Consider the following 23,252-nt stretch of genomic DNA (forward strand, 5'->3'; position numbering starts at 1 on the left):
GGTCCGTATTCTTGGTGACGCGGGGTGGAGCAGCCCGGTAGCTCGTCAGGCTCATAACCTGAAGGCCGCAGGTTCAAATCCTGCCCCCGCAACCAAAAATCCCTGCGATCCACAAAAGCCCCTAGCAAGAGGCTTTTTGCGTTTCAGGCGCCGGAAACGCAATGCCACGGAAACACATCACCTCTCAGAAAAACAATTGCGCGTAATCTTCATAGCGCGGAGCCAGTATCTGATATTCTAAGGCAAAACGGGCTTGTTAGGACTGGCGATTTTGGCGGGGCAGCTTGTCAAGATGAGTAAACACAATAAGAATACTCATATTATATCGGATATTCGGATAGAAGATGGGTCTCCGGACAGACGCTTCGGGGCTATCCGGAGAAGTCATTGCGTGAGAGGTTTTTCGGGATGTTTCGTCCGCAGGCGGCAATATTCATGCCGAGCAAGAGTGGATTTGAAAATTGAGTTATTGGCATTCCATGATTTGGCGCACCGAGGGCATTCGGGTGGTGACGCCGGCTAAATGGCGCCAGTTCGACGGGCTGGTGAGCGTCTTTTGGGAGGCTGAGAGCCAGTCGGGCGCCACGGGCTACTATCTGTCCGACGACCCGCGCATCATGATATTCTTCGACGACGTGTCGTCCCGAATTCGAATCTCGAATCACGACGGAGAGTTCGCGCAGCATCATCGGCCCATGACGCGAGCGATCTATGTTCCCGCCGGTGTCCCGATGTGGACAAACAGCAAGTCCATACGCCGCTTCTCGCATCTCAATCTGCACATGCACAGGGATCGGCTGCTGAGATTTCTGTCGCCATCGGTGGGAACTTCGGCGGCGTTGACGGCCTTGCGCCGGCCCGTCGAAATTCAGGATATCGGCGCGATAGAAACGCTGGCGGATTTGCTGGTCGACGAGATATCAAGTCCCTCGAAGCATGCAGTCTATGCCGAGAGCCTCGTCGGCAGTATTGTCGCGGGTCTTCTGGATATCCCCGAAAACGACGGCAAGGCCGCCAATGGCAGGCTGACGCAAGCACAAATGAACAAGCTCCTTTCGCGCATCGAGGCCCGTGGCGATTGCCGCCTGACCATTACCGAGATGGCGGCGACGGTAGGCTTGTCCGAAAGCTGGTTCGCCACGGTCTTCAAGCAGACAACGGGCAAAACGCCACTGCAGTGGCAGCTTGGAAAACGCATCGGCCTTGCGCAGAAACTGCTGGCGGAAAGCGAGATGACGGTGGCCGACATTGCGGCCCGGCTCGGTTTTTCCGATCAGGCCCATTTCACGAAGGCCTTTCGGCAGCTGGCCGGCGACACGCCAGCGGCGTGGCGCAGGGTAAGGCAACCCCGGTGAATTCGGGATATGTCCCGCCGGCGGTATTGCCGATGGGACCAGCTTGATCACCAGGTTTGGCGCAGCGTCGCATAGATTGCGCGGCCGGGATTGTAGTAATACGCCCCGCCGTCATCGTTGGCGACATGCTTCTCGTCGAACAGGTTGCTGACATTCAGCTGGAAGGTCGTGTTCTCCTGGATCTTGTAGGTGAAGGCCGCATCAAAGACCACGGCGTCTTCCGATTTTCGCGTATTTGCGTTGTCGAAATAGTACGAACCCGTATAGCGAGCGCCAAGGCCAAGGGTGATGTCGCCGCGGCGTCCGTTTCCTTCCATCGTATATGTGCCCCACACTGAAGCGAGGTGCTCGGGAACCTGTGCGAAGCGTTTGCCGTCGTAGGCGCCGCCCTCCTCGACGATTTCGGAATCGATATAGGAATAGGCGGCTATCAGGTTGATATTGTTAGTTATCTCCGCTTTCGCCTCAAGATCGATGCCACGGTGCCGGATCTTCTCAACTGTTGCCGGAAGGTATACGGGAGCTTCGTATGTCGTGATGTTCTCCATCGTCAGGTCGTAGACGGAGGCGGTGAACAAAGCAGGGAATGCGTCCGGCCGGTATTTGAGCCCGACTTCATACTGCGTGCCGGTCGTCGGCTCCGTCCCTGCGCTCGGCGGCGCGACAGACTCGGCATAACTCGTATAGACCGCGAGCTCCTCGGTGATCTTGTAACTCAGGCCGAAGCGCTTGGTGAATTCGCTGAGATCGGATTCGCCGCCATATGGGCCGGTATAGGCATTCACGCCGTCCTCACGTAGGTCAAGCCAGTCATTGCGCAGGCCGACGCTTGCGGTCAGCTTGTCGAAGAAGGTCAGATCCTGCTGGAGATAGATAGCCGTCGTTTTCTGGTCATTTTTCACAGTGGTATAGAGCGGAACCGAACCCGGCACACCTGAATAGACCGGGTTCTCCCAATCTATGCCCGGGGCGGCACCATAGTAGGTATCGCCATTCGAGTTGAACGCATTGTATTCGACCCCTGCAAGGGTGCGGCTGTCCACGTCGTTGACATGCGTCTCGTAGATCAGATGCGCGTCGACGATGAACTGCTTAGTGGATCTGTCGCTGCCGAAGAACGAGCGGTCCACCATGGTGTCGGAGGGGTCAGCGGCACCCAACGCGTCATAAATGTAGGCGTAGCCGAAGCCCGTATCGGATTTGCTGTAGCGCGCGCTGGAATTGAAGGTCAGGCCATCCCCGAAATCGTGGTCGAACATGACACTGTAGGTGTTCCTGTTCGTGGTGTCGTAGTTATAATCGGGCTCGCCGAAGAAACGGTCCCTGTCGAAATCAGTGCCCCTCGGATGACCGCCGCCACTGGGAGTGCCGTCCCTGTCGAGGTGATCGAACACGAATGTCAGGCTCGTCGCATCGGTGGGACGCCAGGTCAGGCCGCCCATGATGAAGTTTTCGTCGTCCTGCGAATAATCGTATTCGGCGTCCGACCGCTGCAACTTGCCGGTCAGGCGGTAGGAGAGGGTGTCGTCCTCGGTGATGTTATCCCCGAAGTCAAAACCCGCCTCCTTCTGCTCGAACGAGCCACCCGTGACATAGGCCTCGCCGAAACGCTCGCTCTTCGGCGTCTTGGTAACATAATTCACAGACCCACCGGGATCGGAAACCCCAAAGCCTGTAGAATTGGCTCCTTTCAGAACCTCGACGCGTTCGAAGGCATAGGGCTCCTCACGAATCCCGCTCCAGGTTCTGCCGATGACCAAACCGTCGCGGTAGGTAAACGGGGTGAAACCGCGGATCTTGAAATAATCGAAACGATCATCCGAACCGTAATAGTCCGTAATCACGCCGGATGTATATTGCACGACCTGCTCGATACTGTCAGCGGCGCGCTCCCTGACTTCCTTTGAGGTAATGACGGAGACCGAGGCGGGCGTTTCAAGGATATCCGTCGGCATCTTGCCGACGCCTGTCGTCTCCGTTGCGACGATTGACTTGGAGTCGTTTTCGACGTCGAGCACGGCGGCATTGCTGCTGCCCTGAAGGACAATCGGCTTGAGCGTCGTATCGGAACCGGAACTCTCCGTGTCCTGGGCAAGCAAGAGCGTCGGCACGAAGGCTGCAAGAGCTGTGCAACCCAAAAGGACCGCATTCCGGTAGCGGATAAGGGCCTGGCTTGAGCGGCTGCCTGTTCTTTCGATGTCCATGTTTCAGTTCCAACTGTGACCAATGACGGGTGAGTACCGATGTTGAGTTCTGGGAATCGTCTCGCAAATCATCCTTGGCCACCCAGCCAAGCAAGAGCTCTTTCCGGGCCGGACAACGGAGATGGCTGGTCTGATAGTCCCCAAGCTACAGCTATTAACTGGAGCGAATTTATCCAGTATTGTAGATTTCTCCGTTTTTGTACAAACCTACGGAAACTTCGCTGCTGTTTGATACGCCCTCAGTATCTGACTTGACGCCGCTCAATGAACCTGAGAATTGAAGTCCACTTAACAATACGAGGCAGAGTTTGCGCGATGCTGCGGTTCTTTCTTCCTGCCGTGCAGGTGGCGGCGGCGTGCGTTTGGGTTATAGCGTTCAGCGGCGCTGCTGCTGGCGAGAACACCTCCTACCCGATCACCATCAGGCACGCTCTCGGCACGACCACCATCACCAAGAAGCCCGAGCGGGTAGCGACGGTTGCCTGGGCGAACCATGAAGTGCCATTGGCGCTGGGAATCGTACCCGTCGGCTTTGCTGCAGCCAATTTCGGTGATGATGACGGTGATGGGATCCTGCCTTGGGTGGCAGAAAAACTGGCCGAGCTCGATGCGGACAAACCGGTGCTTTTCGATGAGGGTGACGGAATTGATTTCGAGGCAGTCGCTGCCACCAATCCCGATGTGATCCTTGCCTCTTATTCCGGCCTGAGCCAATCGGATTACGACACTCTGAGTCAGATTGCTCCGGTTGTCGCCTATCCCGAAGCTCCGTGGTCGACCGACTGGCGCGAGATGATCCGCCTCAACAGCGCTGGGATTGGCATGGCCGCCGAGGGCGAGGCTTTGATCGCGACGATCGAGGCCGAGATCGCCCGGACGGTTGCCGAATATCCCCAGCTTCAGGGGAAATCGGCGATGTTCATCACCCATCTCGATGCAACGGATCTGAGTATCGTCAATTTCTACACAACAAACGACACCAGGGTTAAGTTTTTTGCGGATCTAGGGCTGAAATCACCCAGGAGCGTCATTGCGGCCTCTGCTCCGGGAAAGTTTTCAGGCTCCATCAGCGCGGAGCGCATCGACGCGTTCGACGATGTCGATCTTGTCGTAACCTATGGCAACCAGAAACTGCTCGATGCGCTGGCGGCGAACCCGCTGATGGCCAGAATGCAGGCTGTCGAAAAGGGAGCGCTTGTCATGTTGGGCAGGAATCCACTCGGCACGGCGGCAAATCCGACACCGCTTTCGATCTCTTGGGTATTGAGGGATTATCTGGCCCTGCTGGCCGAAGCTGCCAGAACGTCGAAATGACAGCCGCAGGTCTAAAATCATCCCGCCGGTGGTCGGCCTCCAGGCGTTCGAACCATAGCCGGAGCCTCTGGATGGCGGGTCTGCTTGCGCTTCTTGCCGCGCTCCTGGCGCTCTCGTGCACGGTCGGAACGCGCGACGTCGGCTGGGCAGACATCATCGCGGCTCTAGGCGGACGGATTGACAGCATCGGTCAGGCGGCGGTCAACGTCCGTATTCCTCGGACGCTGCTTGGCCTGCTTGCCGGAGCCGCACTCGGGCTTGCCGGTGCCGTGATGCAGGGCGTGACGCGCAATCCTCTCGCCGATCCGGGTATTCTCGGCGTCAATATGGGAGCTTCGCTTGCCGTCGTCGTGGGCGTTGCATGGTTCAACATCGCCTCCGCCGCTGCCTATATCTGGACAGCGGTTTTCGGAGCCGCGTGTGCGGCGATCTTTGTTTACGTTATAGGATCGCTCGGGCGCGGCGGAGCGACTCCCCTCAAATTGGCGCTAGCCGGGGCGGCGACATCGGTCGCTTTCTCCTCCATGGTCCTTGCGGTGGTGCTGCCCCAAAACGATATCGCCGGCGGCATCCGTTCATGGCAGATAGGCGGCGTCGGCGGAGCGACCTTCGAGCGGGTTTTGCCCGTTCTGCCGTTTCTTGCGGCCGGTTTTGCGGTTAGCCTTCTGTCGGCACGAAAGCTGAACTCACTGGCTTTGGGGGACGAAACAGCGGCCGGGCTTGGCGAGCGGGTCGCAGCCGCCCGTGCCGTTGCAGCGCTCGGGGCGATCCTATTGTGTGGCGCAACCACAGCGATTTGCGGGCCCATCGGCTTCATCGGATTGATCGTGCCCCATCTCTGCCGGGTGTTGGTCGGGGTCGATCACCGGTGGCTGCTGCCCTTTTCCGCATTGAGCGGAGCCTGCCTGTTGCTGACTGCTGATGTCGTCGGGCGCATCATCGCCAGGCCGGCCGAACTGGACGTCGGCATTGTCACGGCCCTCGTGGGTGCGCCGTTTTTCATCTGGATAGTCCGGCGGCAGCGGGTGCGCGAGTTGTGACGATGCTCTCCCCCACCCTCGATCGCATCATTGGAAGCCGCCGCCGTCGTGCGCGCAGGCACGTTCTTGTGGTCGCAATCCTACTGGTCCTCGTGGTCGTGATTTTTGCGCTTACCCTGTCGCTCGGACAATCCTTCACCCGGCCCGGGGATGTCGTCCGCGTGCTCCTTGGCGAAAACGTCCCGGGAGCGAGCTTCGCCGTCGGGCAATTGAGGCTGCCGCGGGCTATGCTTGCGATGCTGGCGGGTTTGAGCTTCGGGCTCGGCGGTGCGGCCTTTCAGATCATGCTGCGTAATCCGCTTGCGAGCCCCGATATCATCGGCATCAGCTGGGGTGCGAGCGCAGCCGCCGCGTTCGCGATCGTCGTTCTGTCGCTGAAGGGGCCGATCGTGTCGATCTTTGCCGTCGGCGGCGGCATGGGCATCGCGCTGCTGGTTTACGCTCTCTCTTCCAGAAACGGTGCCGCAGGAACCCGGCTCATACTGGTCGGAATCGGCGTTTCGGCGATGCTGGAAAGTTTTATCGCCTACATTCTCTCCCAGGCTCCGGCTTGGACCCTGCAAGAGGCGGTCCGCTGGCTGACAGGGAGCGTCAACGGAGCACAGCTTGGTCAGGCGCTGCCGCTTCTGATGGCGTTCACTGTCTTCGGCGCGCTTCTCTTAAGCCGCACCCGAGATCTGGAGGCGCTGCGGCTGGGGGACGATACCGCCGCCGCCCTGGGGGTGGATGTCGCGAGGACCCGTATCATGATCATCGTGGCGGCGGTCGGCATGATTGCGACTGCGACAGCGGTGACAGGCCCCATCGCCTTTGTGGCCTTTCTGTCCGGGCCGATCGCTGCCCGCATCGTGGGGAACCGCGGATCGCTGCTGATTCCTTCGGCTCTGATTGGTGCCATGCTGGTGTTGTCAGGGGACTACGTCGGCCAGTTCCTTTTGCCAAGCCGCTATCCGGTGGGCGTAGTGACTGGCGCCCTGGGTGCTCCTTACCTGATGTTTCTGATCGTACGCGCCAACCGGACCGGGAGTTCGCTTTGACCGTCCATTCTCTAACCGCCAGCCAACTTTCGGTCGGCTACGGCGACACCGAGATTTTGCATGAACTCGATCTTGCCGTACCGCCCGGCAAGGTGACTGTAATTGTCGGCGCCAATGCTTGCGGCAAGTCCACGCTTCTGCGTGCAATGTCGCGCCTGTTATCGCCGCATCGGGGGCACGTCCTGCTGGACGGCAAGTCGATCCACCGGACGCCGCCGCGGGAACTCGCCAGGACATTGGGGTTGCTTCCCCAATCGCCGATCGCTCCAGAAGGCATCACCGTTGCCGATCTCGTCAGCCGTGGCCGGCATCCGCATCAGAGCCTGTTTTCACGCTGGACACGTAAGGACGACGAGGCGGTGGACGACGCACTTGCCGCAACCAAAACCTCTGATCTTGCCGAAAGGCCGGTGGACGAGCTTTCCGGCGGGCAACGTCAGCGAGTGTGGATCGCCATGGCGTTGGCACAGCAGACGGAAATCCTGCTGTTGGACGAGCCGACGACATTTCTCGATATCAGCCATCAAGTCGAAGTGCTGGATCTATTGACCGATCTCAACCATTCCCGCGGAACCACCGTCGTCATGGTTTTGCACGATCTCAATCTTGCGGCTCGTTACGCGGATCATCTCGTCGCGATGGCGGACGGCCGCATACATGTCTCCGGCACTGCGGAGAATGTGCTGACGGAAGAGAATGTGCGACGGGTTTTCGGTCTCGAAAGCCGCATCATCGCCGATCCCACTTCGGGCCGGCCGATCATGCTCCCGATCAGCCGCCACAGGATGGTAATGAAGCAGGATCTTAAGGAGAGCCGGCCATGAACGCGGTTCAGCAATTCAAACTTTCTGGCACAGCGCTTCCGACGGACGCCGGAAGCATGCTCGACGAAATTTGCGAGCATTTCGTTGAGCATGCAGAGGTGCAGCGGACCGGGAACCTCGCATTGCTTTCGAGCAAGACCGGGACTGCGAGCATTCGCGTGCAAGACCACAAGCTTCTGATTGAGCTGGCCTGCCCGTCGGAATCGGAGCTTCAGATGAGCCGCACCATTATCGCGGAGCACCTGTTCTATTTTGCCGGGGACGATCCGCTCGAGTTGATTTGGTCCGAACCGGCATCATTGTCGATACTGCCGAATATCCACGAGGTCACCGTCGTTTCTGCCGAAGATGTGACTCCCCGCATGCGTCGGGTGAAGTTCGCATGTTCCGATGTCGCACCCTTCGTCGGCGGGGATATGCATGTCCGACTCCTCGCCCCGCCTAAGGGGAGACATCCGGTGTGGCCGGGACTTCGCGAGGATGGCCGCGTGGCATGGCCGGAGGGAGAGGACGAACTTCTGGTCCGCGTCTATACGATCCGCGCCGTCGACATCGAACGCCGAGAGCTCTGGATCGACTTCCTGCAGCACCCCGCGCCGGGCGTCGAAACTCCCGGAGCCGATTTTGCCCGGGATGTGCAGCCCGGGGAAAAAATCGCACTGCTCGGGCCAGGGGGTGGCGGCCTTCCGGAGGCAAAGTCCATTCTTATGGCCGGGGACGAAAGTGCACTTCCCGCCATTGCGCGCATTGCCGCCGAGGTGCCGCCGGATACGCGTATCCAGGCGATCATAGAAGTGTTGGATGAGGCTGAAGAACAGCCTCTTCCGTCGGCAGGTATGATCGAAGTCCGTTGGCTGCATCGGAAGAGCTATCCGCCCGGAGCAAAAGGCGTTCTTGCCGAGGAGACCAAAAAAGCGATCACTTCCATCGATGACCAAACGTTTGTCTGGGTTGCCTGCGAAAAGGAAGATGTCCGGTCTATCCGCGCCTTCCTGAAAAGCCGCAGGCATGATCGGAAAAACATGTATGTAGCCTGGTATTGGGAGCGCAATCCCGCCTGAATCCATAGCATCCGGCGTCAGTGCGTTAGGACCGTTTTTGGTTTCCTGTCGGTCCATTCAGGCGGAAGACCGAATCTGGCCGATACGGCACCCTGGACACCGGGAGCGCGACCGAACGCTTCACACGCTGCGTATTTCGGCTTCCCACCGAACCAGGACTGCACTCGATGTCTTGAAGGAACCGAAATGTCGAGCATCTTCGGTTCCTTGCCAGTGATCAGCATTCGCGAAAAATCGCTCGCGAACTTCGTGGCTTGGCTATAGGCGTCGCCCACATCGGAATAACGGGGTTTGTCCTGTATGAAATTCGCTCCACGCCCCCACATCATCGCCGCGCGCTGGACATTGAAGTTATCGACCGCTTCTGCCTCGACGGCGAGGCCACCGAGACCGTACGGTATACGAGGAATGCCGATAAGAGGTATATTGTCGGGAAGCGCAAAGCCGCCGCCAACGCTAACGACGGTCGCAGCGGCCGCCACACCCTTATTCGTCGGAACAATCTCGGTGACGACGGAGCGCACCGTCAAATCCGCCGGTTGGTCGGAAGGGACCATTTGATATTTGTCGCTGAGCGCAACGCATAAGGCTCGGTCCAGCGCGTTCGTGATGAGAGATCGGTCAGTTTCCGATTTGATCCTCGATGCAGCGATGAAGGTAAAACTTGTCGGGACGATCCGGACCGTCTTCACCTTGGCTAGCTGCCCGCCATCGACATAAAGCCGTTGCTTCTTGCCCAGCTTTCCTTTTGGAGCGCCAAGATTGCTGTATGATGTAAGGGTGCCGCTTTCTTTTATTGGAATCGACGTACATCCGGTGACGGCCATGGAGATGAGTAGCGCCAGACATGCGAACAATGATGGCATTGGCGGATAGTCGAGAAATCGGCGAAAGGGTTGGGGATTTCTGTGCATTCTTTGGTCTCCGTCGCGGTATTCGGGCGACAGTGCGAGCGGAGGGTTGCCGCAACATTACAGATCGTTTTCGAGCCAAGGATATCGCCGTGCCCATCGGCCATTTCCAATCGAAGAGCTGTCGCCGGCAGGCGGCGGCGCTGCGCCACGTACGGTTCCAGTTACTTCTAACGCCGATCAGAGCTGGATCGTCACCTGGGTTCCGGTCATGCCGCTTTTGAGGCTGACTTGGCCCCTGTGGTTTGCGACAATCTGTTTCACCAGGCTCAGCCCCAGGCCAGCGCCTCTGTTTTTGGGCGTAACACGATAGAAGGGTTCAAAAACCAGCTCTTGATGTTCTACCGGTATGCCCGGGCCTTCATCGGACACGTTAATCCGCACGTCGGCCGAGACCGAGACGGTGATCATCCCGCGGTTGCCGCCATGATCGATAGCATTGCGAACGAGATTGCTAATCGCCCTCGATAAAGCGGAGGGACTGCCGAGCCGTTCGAGACTCTCCACCTCATTTTGAAACGAGATCTGGTAGCCGGCAGCGATCGCCTGGGGTGCCAAGTCGGCAACCACCATTCGTGCGATTTCGACAAGGTCGATCGTCTCGTAAGAAGCAATCGCCTGGTCGTTGCGCTCGAAGTCGAGAAGCTGCTCCGCCGTTTCAGCCAAGCGAGCCACGTCGCTCAACAACCGCTTACGTTCCTGTCCGTCGTGCATTCCGTCGATCCGCGTCTGCATGATTGCAATCGGCGTCCGGAGCTCATGCGACGCATCAATCAGGAAGCGCTGACGTTTCTTCAGCTCACTCTCAAGCCGCTCGAGCGTTCCGTTAAATGCAATCACCAGCGGAGCGACTTCTTTGGGAATTCCCTCCACCGGCAGGCGTGCCCCATGCTGGCGGGGTCCGATCTGCGATGCTTTGTCAGCGGCATCGCTTACTCTTGCGAGGGCACGGCCAACGATCCGCGGAACGGCGAGAAAAATCGCGGGCAGAGAGAGCCCGAGCAGAGGGACATAAATCGGGTAAGCCCTGACCAAAAGGGCGAAGACTGGCGAGCCTTTGTCCGCAACGCCGCCAAACAGAATCCGAACCTCGCCGACTGCTGTTTCGGCATCGTCAATCGTGGCAACCTCTCTTGTCGCAGCGGACCCGCGTATGTCGGCGTCGTAGAACCAATGAACCAGATGCGCGAGCTCGTTATAGGGTGTGGGGATGGTGCCATAAGACACGAACGCTCCGTCTATCGTGGCCACCACATACCAGAGTGAAGTGTTCTGCTTCTTGAGCGCCCTTAGCTCCAGCGTTTCTTGCAACCGCAAACGTCCCTGGCTGTCGCGTGTCGTGGCCGCCGCTATCGCTGAACTGATCTTCTCCTCCATGGCAATATTCGGCGACATGATTGTAGCAGCCCATACGCAAAGCCCGAGGATCACCGCAGCGTTAACTGCGATGATGACCAGACTGAGTTGCCAACTCAGTTTCCACCAAAGCGAAGGGTTCGAGTTCAGCGCCTCGCGCATCATCCCTCCTTCAGGAGATACCCGACGCCGCGGATGTTGTGGATCGCGATGCCCGCGCCGGCATCGAGCAGCCGCTTGCGCAGCCTGGAAATATGCGCATCGAGTGCGTTCGACTGGATTTCTTCTTCGTAATTGTAGACCGCCGCCTCAAGCGTCGATCGAAGGACGACCTTGTCCTTTCGCTTCGCCAGCGCCGTCAGAACCAGAAGTTCGCGTCGGGGCAGATCGAGCGGGATCGCGTCTACGGTCACGCCTAAATGCAAGGGGTCAATCACTATTCGTCCCACTGTGATTTGGAGTTCCGCCAGACTTGCCGGCCGTCGCAGCACGGCTCGCAAGCGAGCCATCAATTCTTCGACGAGAAACGGCTTGCCCAGATAATCGTCAGCGCCGATATCCAACCCCTCGACACGCTCCATCGGCTCATTGCGCGCCGTCAGCACGATAATCGGGGTGTCCGTTCTCGTTCGTCTCAAATGGGGAATAAAGGTCAGTCCCTCGCCATCGGGCAAGCGGCGATCCAGAAGGATTGCATCGTAGACATTCTGACACGTCAATTCGATCGCGTCGGCGAGATGCATCGTGTGGTCGGTGAGGATGCCGTATTTGCTCAACGCCCTGGACAGCGCATCCGCCAGCTCTTTCTCGTCCTCTATCAATAAAAGCCTCATCCTCGCCTTGTCCGCCCAAGAGATTGCGACAGCATTACGGGACCGGTTTGTGGCGAAATAGCGCGACAGTGGCTTGTATTCGTGATACCCAAGATTATCATCGCTGGGGCTTTCCTCGGCTAATCCGGAGGCAGGCCTTTGGGTCAGATCATTCCGATCAACTTTGCCGCGCATTGGAATCTTCCGGTTTTTATCGAGCAGGGCGGCTATCCGAACATAGGGATAGAGGGACCTGCTCAAGCTATCCGGTATATGCAGTTGCGCTTCAGGTGCAGGTCAGGGCCACTTTACTGGAAAGCACTCCTCACGTGTTATTCGGCTGTCCGGCGGGAAGTGGACCCCGAGGAAGTGCGTCGCCATTTCCTTGCAGCGTGTGCCGAGGCCGAATGGAAATCGCCTTGATCTAAACTCAAGGCGCGAACGGTATCAAAACGACAAGGGCAGAAAGGGGCGTATTTGCGTCCCTTCTCACCGGTACCGGGCCATTATAGCCTATGCTGGCCAAACTCAGTTCTTGCTGCCGGCCCTACGACCCTTGTCCGTCTTGGTCCTGCTGGCCGAAGACGTCTTGGCATCATAACCTTGGCCATGGTTCGTGCCGCCGAGATGGCCGCCACCGCTGGTATTTGCAACCTGGCGATGGGCCTTCCTCAGGAGTTGCTCCGCATTGGTTTTTTTCATGAAAAATTCTTTCGTTAAACAAAAATAAAGGCCGGGCGAAAGCCCGACCTTGTCGACCGCTTCGGCAACCTCGCCAGTACATCCGTGGCCAAGGATTTGAAGCGATGCTGTTTTAGGCGACCTGCAGGTTTTCCGCCGCGCTCTTGCCCGACCGCTTATCCTCGATCAGCTCGTAGCTGACCTTCTGGCCTTCTGCGAGATATGTCATGCCAGAGCGCTCAACCGCAGAGATGTGAACAAACACATCCTTGGAGCCGTCCGACGGCTGGATAAAGCCGAAGCCTTTGGAGGTATTGAAAAATTTTACGATGCCGTTGTTCATGACGATCAATCCTTTCAATCGCATAGGTCAGCCGTCCGGCGACATGCCAGCGGCAGAAGATCGATTTTGAAAGGAAAGATAAGCTCGTGCGGGAAAGCACAAAAACGAAGCTCGACAAGCAATTTCGATATGCCGTCTATAAATCCCAACTGTGTTGACACAAAGGCGGGGGCACGCCGAGCGGCATCAGATCGGTCACCGTTGTTATGAGGCTCAGCTATCTTCATCTCCTTCGCCATTGCTCGGCCATTGCCTTTGTCGAGACAAGAGCGCATGCTGAAAGCGTCAGTCGCCGTTCAAGAGCGCTGTGGCTTCAAGGTTTTATACTCCAGCCCCCATGAAAGGAGGACGTTATGTCTTCCACCCTTCACCCCGAAAGCATCTCTCGCAATCTGGTCCGGATCAGCGGTCCAGGATACCGGGAAAATATCGAACTCGGGGAAGCTGATGAGCGTGCTCGAGATGCAGACTTGGATGTCAGTCATTTTGAAGCCGGCGTTACCCCGGCAGTGATCGCGTTCTCCCGGTTCAGCCACCGACCTGAAACGCAGTTTCACACTGCCGTGTCGAGGGGTATGCAATCAGTCGACATCGCGTCCTACCTGAGCGGGCGCCGGGATACCCTCCTGCCTCTATCAAAGAATCACGTCGATCCCACTTCTTAGCGACGTGAGGCCTCAGGCCCGTGGTTGCAAACAGAAGCGGCCTCGCAATCGGAACACTCCAGGAGACTAAAATGGCCAAGGGACAGATACGCAGCAATCGAGAAACGCGAAAACCTAAAAAGGATAAGAGTGTAGCTCCGACGGCTTCGGTCCAGGGAGCTCAGGTCAAACTTGCGGGGAGCAGCCTTAGCCTCGGAAAAAAGCCGAAATGAACTGACCGGTGCGCTGGATTTCGACGCTCCGGTGTGCCGCTCACTCCATGGTGCAGACGCCGCTGCGGAGTTGATAAGACCCATCGCAACCCCAGCTGTTCCCCTTTGAGGTGTGCGGTTGCAGAAGCGTGATCTCCTCTCGGGTTGAACGCCGGCAAACAGCAGGTAGCCTTGGTATCGTCAAGGCTACTGCTTCGTAGAATTATATGGCGGTCGTCTCCGAGCGATTGCCGGTGATCTCGAGCCGGCTTGAAAGAGATGTCTTTCATCGCTATATACAGGGTCTGCGTTTTCAGCCTTTTCGGCTATCTGATCCTCCCGGCTCAGCCGGTTGCTTGGCTAACCCTGATTTTGCGAACGTTTCTAATTCCGTCTACCGGCGGGAGATGCTTGCGGCTGACATTGTTTCGGTCTCGCATGCCATAACAAGGATGCCATTATGATCAATACCGCCAGCCATGCTGCCGCAGGCCTGTTCAAGCGCCCGGACGCTGAAGAAGGATCCAACGCGGCGAAGCTGCAAGACTTGCGCAGTAGACAAATTCTACGAAAACGTGAGACAAAGCTTGCGGAGATGCAACAGCGTCTCGAAAAACGTGTTGTAGGCGCCGTTAGGCTGCCTTCCTTCTTCCGTTGAAATTTCCTGGGGTGTCAAGCCATTGACCTCCCGACAACTTCTCCGATTGCAAGGGATAAAACATGGCAGTTTTCGACTACAATGCCAGCGCCGGGCTGTACCCATGCAAAACCGTCAAGAGGCGGAGTAGTCTCCGCTATAAAAGATTCGAGTCTGCCGCTGAAGCTCTTCGCTTCGCAATCGAGGACATGCCGGCTGCCCTTCTCCGTGGCTCCGTTCTTGAGGTCGAGGAAGCCCGTTTCGACGGTGTGCAGATGCGAAAGCTCTACGACGCCGAGGGATATCCGCTTACAAGACGAGCGTGAGGTTAGCGCGCCGACATGATGCCGGATTTGCCGGGCTGACTGCCATGTTGGCACGGTTCGCCAAGCTAGCCAATTCCGCCTCGTGGGCGGTTCCAACAGCTTACTCTACTCAATTCAAGGACTGAACATTGAACACAATTACGCTTACGCCTGCCCAGATCCGAGGGCTAAAGCTCGCCAAGGAGGGAGATCTGTTTCCGCAGGAGGCCAATAAGTGGACACATCTGAATGCCGCCGTGACCTATGCAAGGAACGACCGGTTTCGGGAACGGCCGCAGAAGATCAAATTTCTGACGACGGCGACATTGGATACATTGCGGGAACTCGGGCTTATGCGCAGTCTCAATCCGGACGTGAAGACAGAGGAGGCCGCCCACGGGATCACCATGGTCGGCAAGATATGGCTTCTGAAGAACAAATAAATCCCGGCAGGCGCTCCCATACTACGGACGCTCAAGCGCGACCGTAATTGGATGTTCCGGCCCCACGGGGGCCGCTGTTGATACCCAGCCGGCTTCGGCATCTTGTTATTTGGGAAAATCGTATCGTTCGGTAATGCTCCAAAGCATATGATTGATCTCGATGAGGGAATTGATGCTCGACTGAATTCGGCCGATTTCCCGGACATCAAGTTCTTCGATTTTCCCGTATTTGATCTCGTCTCTGCTTTCGAAGATGCGCATGGATTGGGTAAGGTTACGACCGCTGTCGGGATCGAACGAATAGATGCAATGGTTGTATTTGTTGCGAAGCTTCGCTTCGTCCGACAGGCGCTGCGTTGTTTCCAGGACTTCGCGCCGACAGACGGCGGAAGTCTTTTTCATCTTGGCCAGCCTTTCGACAAGATCAATGCGTGCCCGGGTCGTGTTCAATGTAAGGAAGACGACGATTGCCGTCTCCTTATCAACCTTGGCAAGCCCTGCAATCATATGGATCAGCAGGCTTTCGGTATTGGTCCAGGTATAGTTCAGCTGCCCGATCAGGAGCAGTATGGCCTGAAGCCTAGAGTTTATCGCCGGGGAGCGAGCCGCCGTCCTGGCGGTGGATCGATTCGGATGCATTGTCAGCACTATCCTTGCGCCTATGCTCGAAATAGAGAGCCACGACCTCAGTTCTATTGTGCACGCCCAGTTTGGTGATGATGTTGTGGATGTGGATCTTCACCGTATGTTCCGACAGGCCCAGTGCCGCTGCTATGATCTTGTTCTGATTGCCCATCGCGATCCGGGCAAGGATTTCGGTCTCACGTTTTGTCAGCTTGTCGATCATTCGGGCGGAGGACCTGCCAAGCGAAGGTTGGGTGCGTTCCGGTTCGGCCCGATCCTCAATTCCTTCCCACGATAAGCTCTTATGCTGCTGGTGGTGATTTGACGGAAAATATGTGCCGCCCTTGAGGATGATGCGCAGAGCCGACAGGAAGACATCGAGATTCACATTGAACGGCACGACACCCTGGACGAACCCCAGATCCTCAATCCTGTTTATTGCGGGTACCTCATCATCGCTGCCGATGAAAGCGAGCGTAGCGCCGACATGAAGTCGGACGAGCTTCTGCCAATGCTCTTTTATGACATGGATCAGTGCAACATCTGCCAGGACAAGCTGCACTGGATTGTCGAACTCCGTCAAAGCCGACGGCAGATTGGGCACTGTTTTGACCGACAGCCATGGAAATTCGCTCTCTATGGCAGCCGTCATTGCAGTAGATATCGTTCCTGGCGAGCAAATGAAAAGTATTGTCCTGACAGCTTTCATTCTGTTCAAGGCTTTTGTAGCCAGATCCACATCAAGATGTTGCGAAACGCTATGCGGAACTTGCATGATTGGGCCCTCTCCCCTCGTTGAAGCTATACGCAACAGACGCTCCGGATTCTTCTTTTAGGAAACGGTAAACCAAGACTCCTGAGGTGGGAATAGACCGAAGGAGCTATCGATTAGATCAAACTAGCAAGGAATTTAGCTCGTTGAGGTTCGTTTTTAGGAACGAAGCATGATCGAAGGCTAATTTCTCAGGAGGGCAAGCAATCTATCACCCTCCGTAAGACGAAAACGTCAGGAATACATCTACCTCTTCTTATTTATATCCTTACACCTATGGTGTTAGCATCAACAGTCAGTTGATCCACTGCGCTAGCTCGAAATAGCACCTTATTTCTTCTCCTCAATCGGGACACAGTGTGCGCCATCCCGAAAGGCACTGGAGAGCCAACGCTCAGAGTGGGTGGCGTGTGTAGCAAGTAGCCACCTCATTGTTGCGCCCTTTCAAGCCTTCCGAGAAGACAGGGGAGGACCTGAAAAATCAGAGATTGGAACCCGGAAACCGGCGAACGGTCGCGTAGATGCGCGCCCATAGCCTCAAGCAGTTAGCCATTCCAACAGCGGCGACCAAAGATCCCAAAAAAGATGAATGGCGGTCAAGGCGTCGCAATATCAAGAGGATACCGTCATGGCAGACAAACGCAGCCTCAACACGCTGTTTGATGACGACAGCCAGGAACAGCAGCAGCAGCAGCGCCAGCAGGAACAGCAGCAACAGCAGCAGTCGGAGCATCAGGGCCAAGGTCAGGGACAGGGCCAGCACCAGAGCAGTGAGTCCTACAATCTCAACGGCAATGGCAACCTGAACGGCAACGGTAACGGCAACCTGAATCTCAATGGCAACGGCAATGCCAACCTGAACGGCAACGCCAATTTCAATGCGAATGTCAATGAGACCACAGTCGACGTGACCGTCGATGTCGGAATGAGCCTCGAAGACTATCTGCCTGAAGACAATGACTTTGCCGATATCGATATGGAAGGCAGCCAGATCGACGGGATGTTCAACATCCGGATCGACGATGTCATGAACGATGCCCTTACGGGTGCTGGAAACGACGTTGGCAACGTCATTTCGCAGGTTGCCAATATCCAGGATAACGACCATCTCGAAAATGCCGAGGTCAACAACAGCGGCGAGTTCACCCTCGATGCCAATCCCCATGGCGGGTTTGCAATCGCATCCGAAGGGATCGGTGCCGGAGGCGGCGGCGGCGGTGGTGGCGGTGAGGCCGACGCCGATGGCGGCGACGGCGGAGACGGCGGTGCAGCCCTGGGTGGCTTCGCGCTCGGCGGTATCGGTCTTGGCGGCATTGCTGCAAGTGCGGCGGTCGGTGGTGAAGGCGACGGCGGCGACGCGGACGGCGGCGACGGTGACAGCGGCGATGCCGATACTGGCGACGCTACAGGCGGCGATGGCACCGGTGGCAACGGTGGCCGCGGCGGCGACGGTCTGGGCCTTGGCCTTGGTCTTGGCCTCGGACTTGGAGCTGGCCTCGCTTTTGCCGGTAATGGCGACGACGGTGGCGACAGCGAAGGCGGAAACGGTGGAAGCGGCGGCGACGCTGGTAATGCCAACGGGGGCGACGCTTCCGATGCTGGCAATGCCAATGGAGGCGCCGGCGGTGCTGCGACCAACCTGATGGGCAGCCTCGGCTTCATCAATCCGATCTTCTCCGACGGCGATGCCGGATCCGGCGGCACCGGAGGTGCAGGCGGTGCCAACGATGCGGGCGACGGCGGCGACCCGGCCGGCGGGGCCGGTGGTAACGGCGGTGCCGGCGGTGCTGGCGGCGCTGGTGGTGCCGGCGGCGATGCTCTCGGAGCAGGCCTTGGCGCTGGCTTCGGTGCTGGTGCTGGTAGCGGTTCCGGCGGTGCCGGCGGAGCAGGCGGTGCAGGCGTAGGCGGCGGAGCCATCAGTGGCGACGCGACGAGCGGCGATGCCACCGGCGGTGACGCCTGGGCTACCGGAGGCGCAGGCGGCGATGCACTCAGTGGTGCATGGGCCGACGGCACCGGCGGTGATGCCATGGGCGGCTGGGCTATCGGCGGTGCTGGTGCTGCAGGCGGCATGGGCGGCATTGCAAGCACCGGCTACGGTGGAGCAGGCGGTGCCGGCGGGACCTGGGGCTCCAACAACGGTGACGACGGATACGTTACCGGCACGAGCAGCGCTTCGTCCGATGCCTTTGTCGAAACATCTGCGTTCAACCAGGAAATCGTTCTTGGCGCGAACCTGCAGCAGAACGCGATCGATATGACGATTGTTGGCGGCGACCTCACCAGCACGTCGATCGGTGACGACGACACCTCCGCTTAACGCGAACGGCAATCTCTTGCACGTCAAGAGGGACATCAACGGACTGCGCGGTCTCTGCGCAGTCCACTCCATCTAAATGCTTAGCAGGCAATAAGGGGTCCGTGTCATGACGGCTATGGACAAGATCACCGAGGAAATTGCGCATTTCATCGGCCTATTCCATACGACGGTCGAAGAGGCGCGACAGCGCGATGCCTACCTGGATTTCAGTTACTACACGCAAAAAGATCACCTTCATACCGAGCCTTTCATTTCATCGACTTTCGACGCGCCGTATGAGTTTCTGGGTTTTGACCCTGACGTTTTCTATAAGGCGCCGGCTTATCTCAGGCCCTTGGAGCACCCTTCGTTTGCTTCGTGGCAACATCATCCGCCGATTCTGGTGGTGAGAGACGATTCGCCATATTTCCCTCCCGAACAGACAGAGGAAATCCTTCCAGGCGCGCGCATTGGACAAGCGTTCACCGTGCCGCCGATCGAGCCTCCAGGGTCTGTCGTCAATTACATCATTCAGGCAGCGTCGCTGTCGGACGACGACACTTTCAACGTCGGGGGAAGCAATCTGGAATTCCACCCCGATCCAGTGAATGACGCCGCTCTGCTGAAAGCTGCTGACGATGTGCTTTCCCACGCGCCAATCGGCCATCCGGAAATGCCCGGTTCCAGTGCGGAACTCATTGATGTCATCAATGACATTGCCTTCCAGCTGAAAGCGTTGGTCGCGGCGCCCGGCAGTCCGATGGAAACATTCATCGAGCACTCTCCTGTCATCGAGGGCGTCTATGTCAACGGAGAGCTCGTCGAGGATGCTCCAAAGCTTGAAGACTACTTCTCCTTCGACGATGAGGAGAATGCGGAAGAGAATGACGCGGAGAGCCCAGCCGACGAGGATGCCGATAACGACGACGCCGTAGGGGCCGATGCCGACGAAGATGATGGACCGCCGCCCAATGTGGTGATTTCCGAAGACGGCTCGATCACCATCGACAATTCCGTCGAACTCATTGCCGGGGACAACACCGTCGTCAACCAGGCCGTGGTGAAGAACCTCTGGACCGGAGCAACCGTAACGGCGGTCGTCGGCGATCATGTGGAAATCAACGCGATCGTCCAGACCAATGCAATTTGGGACACCGACTCCATCACGTCCGCAATCGACGGGTGGAATAGCGAAGACAGCCCGAACGAGCTTTTCAACATTGCGACTTTCGAGCGTACGGATCCGCTCGAGGAAGGCTCTGGAGATCAGGCCGCCGCAGGAGGTTTCCCGAGCGCTTGGGCGATCACCGAGATCCAAGGGGATCTGTTGATCACCAATTGGCTGGAACAATACGTGTTCATGACCGACAACGATGTCGGGATATTGTCTTCGTCGGGTGTCACGACAAGCGTCATCGCGGGGGACAATACAAGCGTAAACCAGACTTCGATCTTCGAGCTGGGCTTCTCCTTCGACCTCATCATTGTCGGTGGTTCGCTCTATGACGCCAATATCATCCACCAGACGAATGTACTGTTTGACAACGACGTGGTCGGGGCAGTGTCGGGTTTCGAGACGACAGGTCAGGGCAGCATTGGCAGTTCGGGAAACCTGCTCTGGAATCAGGCGCATATCTACAACGTCGGTGGCGCGGACCGCTTCGGAGAATTGCCTTCCGCCTACCTCGATGCCGCCAACGATATGGCCGCGGGAGGCAGAGATCTATCGAAGGGAGTGTTGACCGATCCGGCTTTCGCAGGCCTTGGCGGCCTTCGTGTCCTTTATATCAGCGGCGATTTCCTGAACATTCAATACATCAGTCAGACGAACATCGTCGGAGACAGCGACCAGATCGCGCTCGCAATGAATGCGCTCGATCCGCAAACCGACGCTGCGTGGACGGTTTCAACAGGCGCAAATGCGTTGATCAACAACGCTGCCATCCTCGATTTCGATTCCTTCGGGCACACCTATGTCGGAGGGCAGCAATATTCCGAAGAAACGCTTTTCCAGGCGGAATTGATTTCCCATCAGCCGGACCTGCTCACGGGGGACCCCGATACGCTCGTCAACGAGGCGGTGGTCTTCCTGGATGACAGCATGCTGGATGGCGAGTTTGAAGAAATGGGCGTCACGCCCGCAGAACAAGACAACGGGCACTATCAGAATGATGGATTGCAACATGTGCTCGGATGAAGGGGGGAAGCATGCCGGATACCCAAACACGGGTTGAGCGACCGCAGCCAACCGACAACCAAAACCCGCAACTCAATGATGAGGATATCTATGTCAAGCTGGAGCACGCCGTGGAAGAGTGTCTGAAGCTATCGAACGATAACGCCGCCACCTCGGCAACCGTGTCCCGACTTGAAACCAAGAAAATTCTCCAGAACCCGCCACGCGACGCTCAGAATCCTGAAGGAGCGGACATCGTTGCTCTGCCGGTGACGGACAAAGTCATTGAGCCCCAAATCGAGGTCAAACCGAAACCCGCAGTGCGGGAAGCCACCGAAGCCAAGGCGCCCGAGGGAATGATCACCATCGACGGTGACACCGGCCCTCTTCGCACCGAGAGCGGCAAATTTGCGAAATCACCCTCTACCGGCGGTGGCGCCGGCTCGGGCGGTGGCGGGACCTCCTTCCACAAGCGTCTGGCGCCGATAGACTTCTCGGCGAGCCTGCGCGCGGGTATCAAGGCTGTCCGGATCAATCTGGCGATCGTGATGCTGTTTACGATCGCAAGTAATATCCTTGTGCTGGCGATCCCCATATACCTGTTCCAGATATCGGATCGGGTGCTGACCAGCCGGTCTCTCGACACGCTGATCATGCTGACGGTCGTGATCGTGGGTGCGGTCATCCTGCAGGCCGCTTTTGATGCACTTCGCCGTTTCATCCTCATGCGGACCGCCGTCGAAGTGGCCGCGCAGCTCGGCGCTCCGATCCTCAGTGCTGCGGCAAGGGCTTCGCTTCAAAGCAACGGTCGGGAATATCAGGTGCTCGGCGACCTTCAGCAGGTTCGGTCCTTCCTCGTATCCCGCACCCTTCTTTCATTCCTGGATGCGCCGATCGCTCCGCTGTTCGTCCTTGCCGTCTTCCTGATCCACCCGCATCTCGGTGCTATCGTGATCCTGACGGCAGTCCTGCTGCTCGCCTTTACGATGGTCAACCAGCGTATGACAGCGGATCCGTTCGCGGAGGCCAATACCGCCCAGATAAAGGCCAATCTTCACCTGGAATCCATGTCCCGCAATTCGCAGATCATCAATGCGCTCGCTATGATCCCCGAGACTGTCCAGATGTGGGGCAAAGACACGGCCTCCTCCTTGCGAGCGCAGGTTATTGCCCAGGACCGGAACATCACCATCGCCGCCGTTTCCAAAGCCTGCCGACTGTTGACCCAGATCGCCATGCTTGGTTGGGGAGCATTCCTGTCGATCGAGGGCCAACTCACCGGCGGTATGGTTATTGCGGCCTCCATCATCGCCGGACGTGCGCTGGCGCCGATCGAAGGCGCGATCGAAGGATGGAATCAATACAGCCAGTCGAAATCCGCCTATGGCCGGATCACCGCCCTGCTGAAATCGTCGCCTCTCAACTTCGATCGGCTGAATCTTCCGAAGCCGGAGGGTCGGCTGGATGTGGAGAGGTTGCTCTATGTCCCGCAGGGCACCAAGCGGGTTGTTCTGAATGGCATCGCGTTCTCCCTTCAGCCGGGCGATTCTCTCGCCATCATCGGCAATTCGGGAGCCGGAAAAACAACGCTTGGCAAGATGCTGGTCGGGTCGATTCTTCCGACCTCAGGCAGCGTTCGGCTGGATCTCATGGATCTTCGCAACTGGGATCAAAGGCAGTTCGGGGAAAATATCGGCTACCTGCCGCAGGACGTTCAGCTCTTCCCCGGAACCATCAAGTCGAATATCGCGCGGATGAGGCAGGACGTCGATGACGAACAGATCTACCGCGCAGCCATGCTTGCCGATGTCCACGAAATGATCGCCAGTTTGCCGCATGGCTACGAAACCGTGGTCGCCGCCGATGGTTCGCCGCTTTCGGGCGGTCAAAAGCAGCGCATCGCTCTCGCCAGAGCGTTTTTCGGGGATCCTCGCCTCGTCGTGCTGGATGAACCGAATTCGAACCTCGACAATGCCGGCGATGCCGCTCTGCTGCGGGCTCTCCAGCATGCCAAGGAAAGCGGGATTACCGTGGCGACGATCACCCAACGGCCTGCACTTCTGAACAGCGTCGACAAGATCCTGCTGCTCGTCAACGGCACAGTGGCGTTGTTCGGCATGCGAATGGACGTGCTGAACGCGATAGAGGCTCGCGGGATCAACATCAATTCCGGCTCTTTTGGCCACCAGTTACAATAGGAGC

Annotated in this window: 20 protein-coding genes and 1 tRNA gene; 13 read left to right on the plus strand and 8 right to left on the minus strand. The window is 57.7% G+C overall.

Going from position 1 to position 23,252, the window contains the following annotated elements; all coding sequences use genetic code 11:
- Positions 1 to 18 precede the first annotated feature (18 nt).
- Together EDE05_RS15980 and EDE05_RS15985 are read left to right on the plus strand one after the other, a co-directional pair.
- A tRNA-Met gene (locus EDE05_RS15980) sits at positions 19 to 95 on the plus strand.
- A 366-nt stretch (positions 96 to 461) separates the two neighbouring features.
- Positions 462 to 1,355: an AraC family transcriptional regulator gene (locus EDE05_RS15985; RefSeq protein ID WP_207914846.1), complete on the plus strand. Its 894-nt coding sequence runs from the start codon at positions 462 to 464 to the stop codon at positions 1,353 to 1,355.
- A 47-nt stretch (positions 1,356 to 1,402) separates the two neighbouring features.
- On the opposite strand, the gene EDE05_RS15990 is transcribed toward EDE05_RS15985, so the two are convergent.
- Positions 1,403 to 3,559, minus strand: a complete 2,157-nt coding sequence (locus EDE05_RS15990; RefSeq protein ID WP_132411226.1) for a TonB-dependent siderophore receptor — start codon at positions 3,557 to 3,559, stop codon at positions 1,403 to 1,405.
- Positions 3,560 to 3,874: 315 nt separating this feature from the next.
- On the opposite strand from EDE05_RS15990, the gene EDE05_RS15995 reads away from it, so the two are divergent.
- From EDE05_RS15995 to EDE05_RS16015, 5 genes are read left to right on the plus strand one after another with little or no spacing between them, the layout of a single operon-like run.
- Positions 3,875 to 4,873 carry an iron-siderophore ABC transporter substrate-binding protein gene (locus tag EDE05_RS15995; protein ID WP_134101940.1) on the plus strand — a complete coding sequence of 333 codons (999 nt, stop codon included), beginning with the start codon at positions 3,875 to 3,877 and terminating at the stop codon, positions 4,871 to 4,873.
- A complete protein-coding gene (locus EDE05_RS16000; protein WP_165924178.1) occupies positions 4,870 to 5,913 on the plus strand; it encodes an iron ABC transporter permease in 1,044 nt (347 codons plus the stop codon). Before EDE05_RS15995 ends, EDE05_RS16000 begins: the two co-directional genes overlap by 4 nt.
- A gap of 2 nt (positions 5,914 to 5,915) precedes the next feature.
- Positions 5,916 to 6,950, plus strand: a complete 1,035-nt coding sequence (locus EDE05_RS16005; RefSeq protein WP_132411232.1) for an iron ABC transporter permease — start codon at positions 5,916 to 5,918, stop codon at positions 6,948 to 6,950.
- Positions 6,947 to 7,774, plus strand: coding sequence for an ABC transporter ATP-binding protein (locus EDE05_RS16010; RefSeq protein ID WP_132411234.1), 828 nt, complete (start codon positions 6,947 to 6,949; stop codon positions 7,772 to 7,774). The genes EDE05_RS16005 and EDE05_RS16010 overlap by 4 nt, the downstream gene beginning before the upstream one ends.
- Positions 7,771 to 8,835 carry a DUF2218 domain-containing protein gene (locus EDE05_RS16015; protein WP_132411236.1) on the plus strand — a complete coding sequence of 355 codons (1,065 nt, stop codon included), beginning with the start codon at positions 7,771 to 7,773 and terminating at the stop codon, positions 8,833 to 8,835. The genes EDE05_RS16010 and EDE05_RS16015 overlap by 4 nt, the downstream gene beginning before the upstream one ends.
- Positions 8,836 to 8,852: 17 nt before the next feature.
- On the opposite strand, the gene EDE05_RS16020 is transcribed toward EDE05_RS16015, so the two are convergent.
- The 5 genes from EDE05_RS16020 to EDE05_RS16040 all read right to left on the minus strand — a co-directional run bounded on the left by EDE05_RS16020 (position 8,853) and on the right by EDE05_RS16040 (position 12,938).
- Positions 8,853 to 9,701, minus strand: a complete 849-nt coding sequence (locus EDE05_RS16020) for a DUF3313 domain-containing protein (protein ID WP_245505149.1) — start codon at positions 9,699 to 9,701, stop codon at positions 8,853 to 8,855.
- Between the two features lie 225 nt (positions 9,702 to 9,926).
- The gene (locus EDE05_RS16025; RefSeq protein ID WP_207914847.1) at positions 9,927 to 11,264 is read right to left on the minus strand and encodes a HAMP domain-containing sensor histidine kinase; all 1,338 of its coding nucleotides are present in this window, start codon (positions 11,262 to 11,264) and stop codon (positions 9,927 to 9,929) included.
- Positions 11,264 to 11,935 carry a response regulator transcription factor gene (locus EDE05_RS16030; RefSeq protein WP_132411242.1) on the minus strand — a complete coding sequence of 224 codons (672 nt, stop codon included), beginning with the start codon at positions 11,933 to 11,935 and terminating at the stop codon, positions 11,264 to 11,266. Before EDE05_RS16030 ends, EDE05_RS16025 begins: the two co-directional genes overlap by 1 nt.
- Positions 11,936 to 12,442: 507 nt before the next feature.
- Complete coding sequence (locus tag EDE05_RS26865; RefSeq protein WP_165924179.1) at positions 12,443 to 12,616, minus strand: hypothetical protein; 174 nt, start codon at positions 12,614 to 12,616, stop codon at positions 12,443 to 12,445.
- A gap of 112 nt (positions 12,617 to 12,728) precedes the next feature.
- On the minus strand, positions 12,729 to 12,938 hold the full coding sequence (locus EDE05_RS16040; protein WP_105373168.1) for a cold-shock protein: 210 nt from the start codon (positions 12,936 to 12,938) through the stop codon (positions 12,729 to 12,731).
- 353 nt (positions 12,939 to 13,291) lie between these two features.
- Here EDE05_RS16040 and EDE05_RS16045 point away from each other — a divergent pair, with 353 nt between their 5' ends.
- The 3 genes from EDE05_RS16045 (at position 13,292) to EDE05_RS16060 (ending at position 15,179) form a co-directional block, all read left to right on the plus strand.
- Complete coding sequence (locus tag EDE05_RS16045; protein ID WP_132411244.1) at positions 13,292 to 13,603, plus strand: hypothetical protein; 312 nt, start codon at positions 13,292 to 13,294, stop codon at positions 13,601 to 13,603.
- 651 nt (positions 13,604 to 14,254) lie between these two features.
- On the plus strand, positions 14,255 to 14,452 hold the full coding sequence (locus tag EDE05_RS16050; protein ID WP_132411246.1) for a hypothetical protein: 198 nt from the start codon (positions 14,255 to 14,257) through the stop codon (positions 14,450 to 14,452).
- Positions 14,453 to 14,885: 433 nt separating this feature from the next.
- A complete protein-coding gene (locus tag EDE05_RS16060) occupies positions 14,886 to 15,179 on the plus strand; it encodes a hypothetical protein (protein ID WP_132411248.1) in 294 nt (97 codons plus the stop codon).
- A 105-nt stretch (positions 15,180 to 15,284) separates the two neighbouring features.
- Here the strand turns inward: EDE05_RS16060 and EDE05_RS16065 are convergent, their stop codons facing one another.
- Positions 15,285 to 15,818, minus strand: coding sequence for a hypothetical protein (locus EDE05_RS16065; protein WP_245422946.1), 534 nt, complete (start codon positions 15,816 to 15,818; stop codon positions 15,285 to 15,287).
- The gene (locus tag EDE05_RS16070; protein WP_134101943.1) at positions 15,760 to 16,614 is read right to left on the minus strand and encodes a response regulator transcription factor; all 855 of its coding nucleotides are present in this window, start codon (positions 16,612 to 16,614) and stop codon (positions 15,760 to 15,762) included. Before EDE05_RS16070 ends, EDE05_RS16065 begins: the two co-directional genes overlap by 59 nt.
- 589 nt (positions 16,615 to 17,203) lie before the next feature.
- On the opposite strand from EDE05_RS16070, the gene EDE05_RS16075 reads away from it, so the two are divergent.
- The 3 genes from EDE05_RS16075 (at position 17,204) to EDE05_RS16085 (ending at position 23,248) form a co-directional block, all read left to right on the plus strand.
- Complete coding sequence (locus EDE05_RS16075; protein ID WP_132411250.1) at positions 17,204 to 18,895, plus strand: hypothetical protein; 1,692 nt, start codon at positions 17,204 to 17,206, stop codon at positions 18,893 to 18,895.
- Between the two features lie 106 nt (positions 18,896 to 19,001).
- Positions 19,002 to 21,071 carry a hypothetical protein gene (locus EDE05_RS16080; protein ID WP_132411252.1) on the plus strand — a complete coding sequence of 690 codons (2,070 nt, stop codon included), beginning with the start codon at positions 19,002 to 19,004 and terminating at the stop codon, positions 21,069 to 21,071.
- A gap of 11 nt (positions 21,072 to 21,082) precedes the next feature.
- On the plus strand, positions 21,083 to 23,248 hold the full coding sequence (locus EDE05_RS16085; RefSeq protein ID WP_132411254.1) for a type I secretion system permease/ATPase: 2,166 nt from the start codon (positions 21,083 to 21,085) through the stop codon (positions 23,246 to 23,248).
- Positions 23,249 to 23,252 lie beyond the last annotated feature (4 nt).

Source organism: Neorhizobium sp. R1-B, assembly GCF_004368875.1.
Lineage (GTDB): Bacteria > Pseudomonadota > Alphaproteobacteria > Rhizobiales > Rhizobiaceae > Neorhizobium > Neorhizobium huautlense.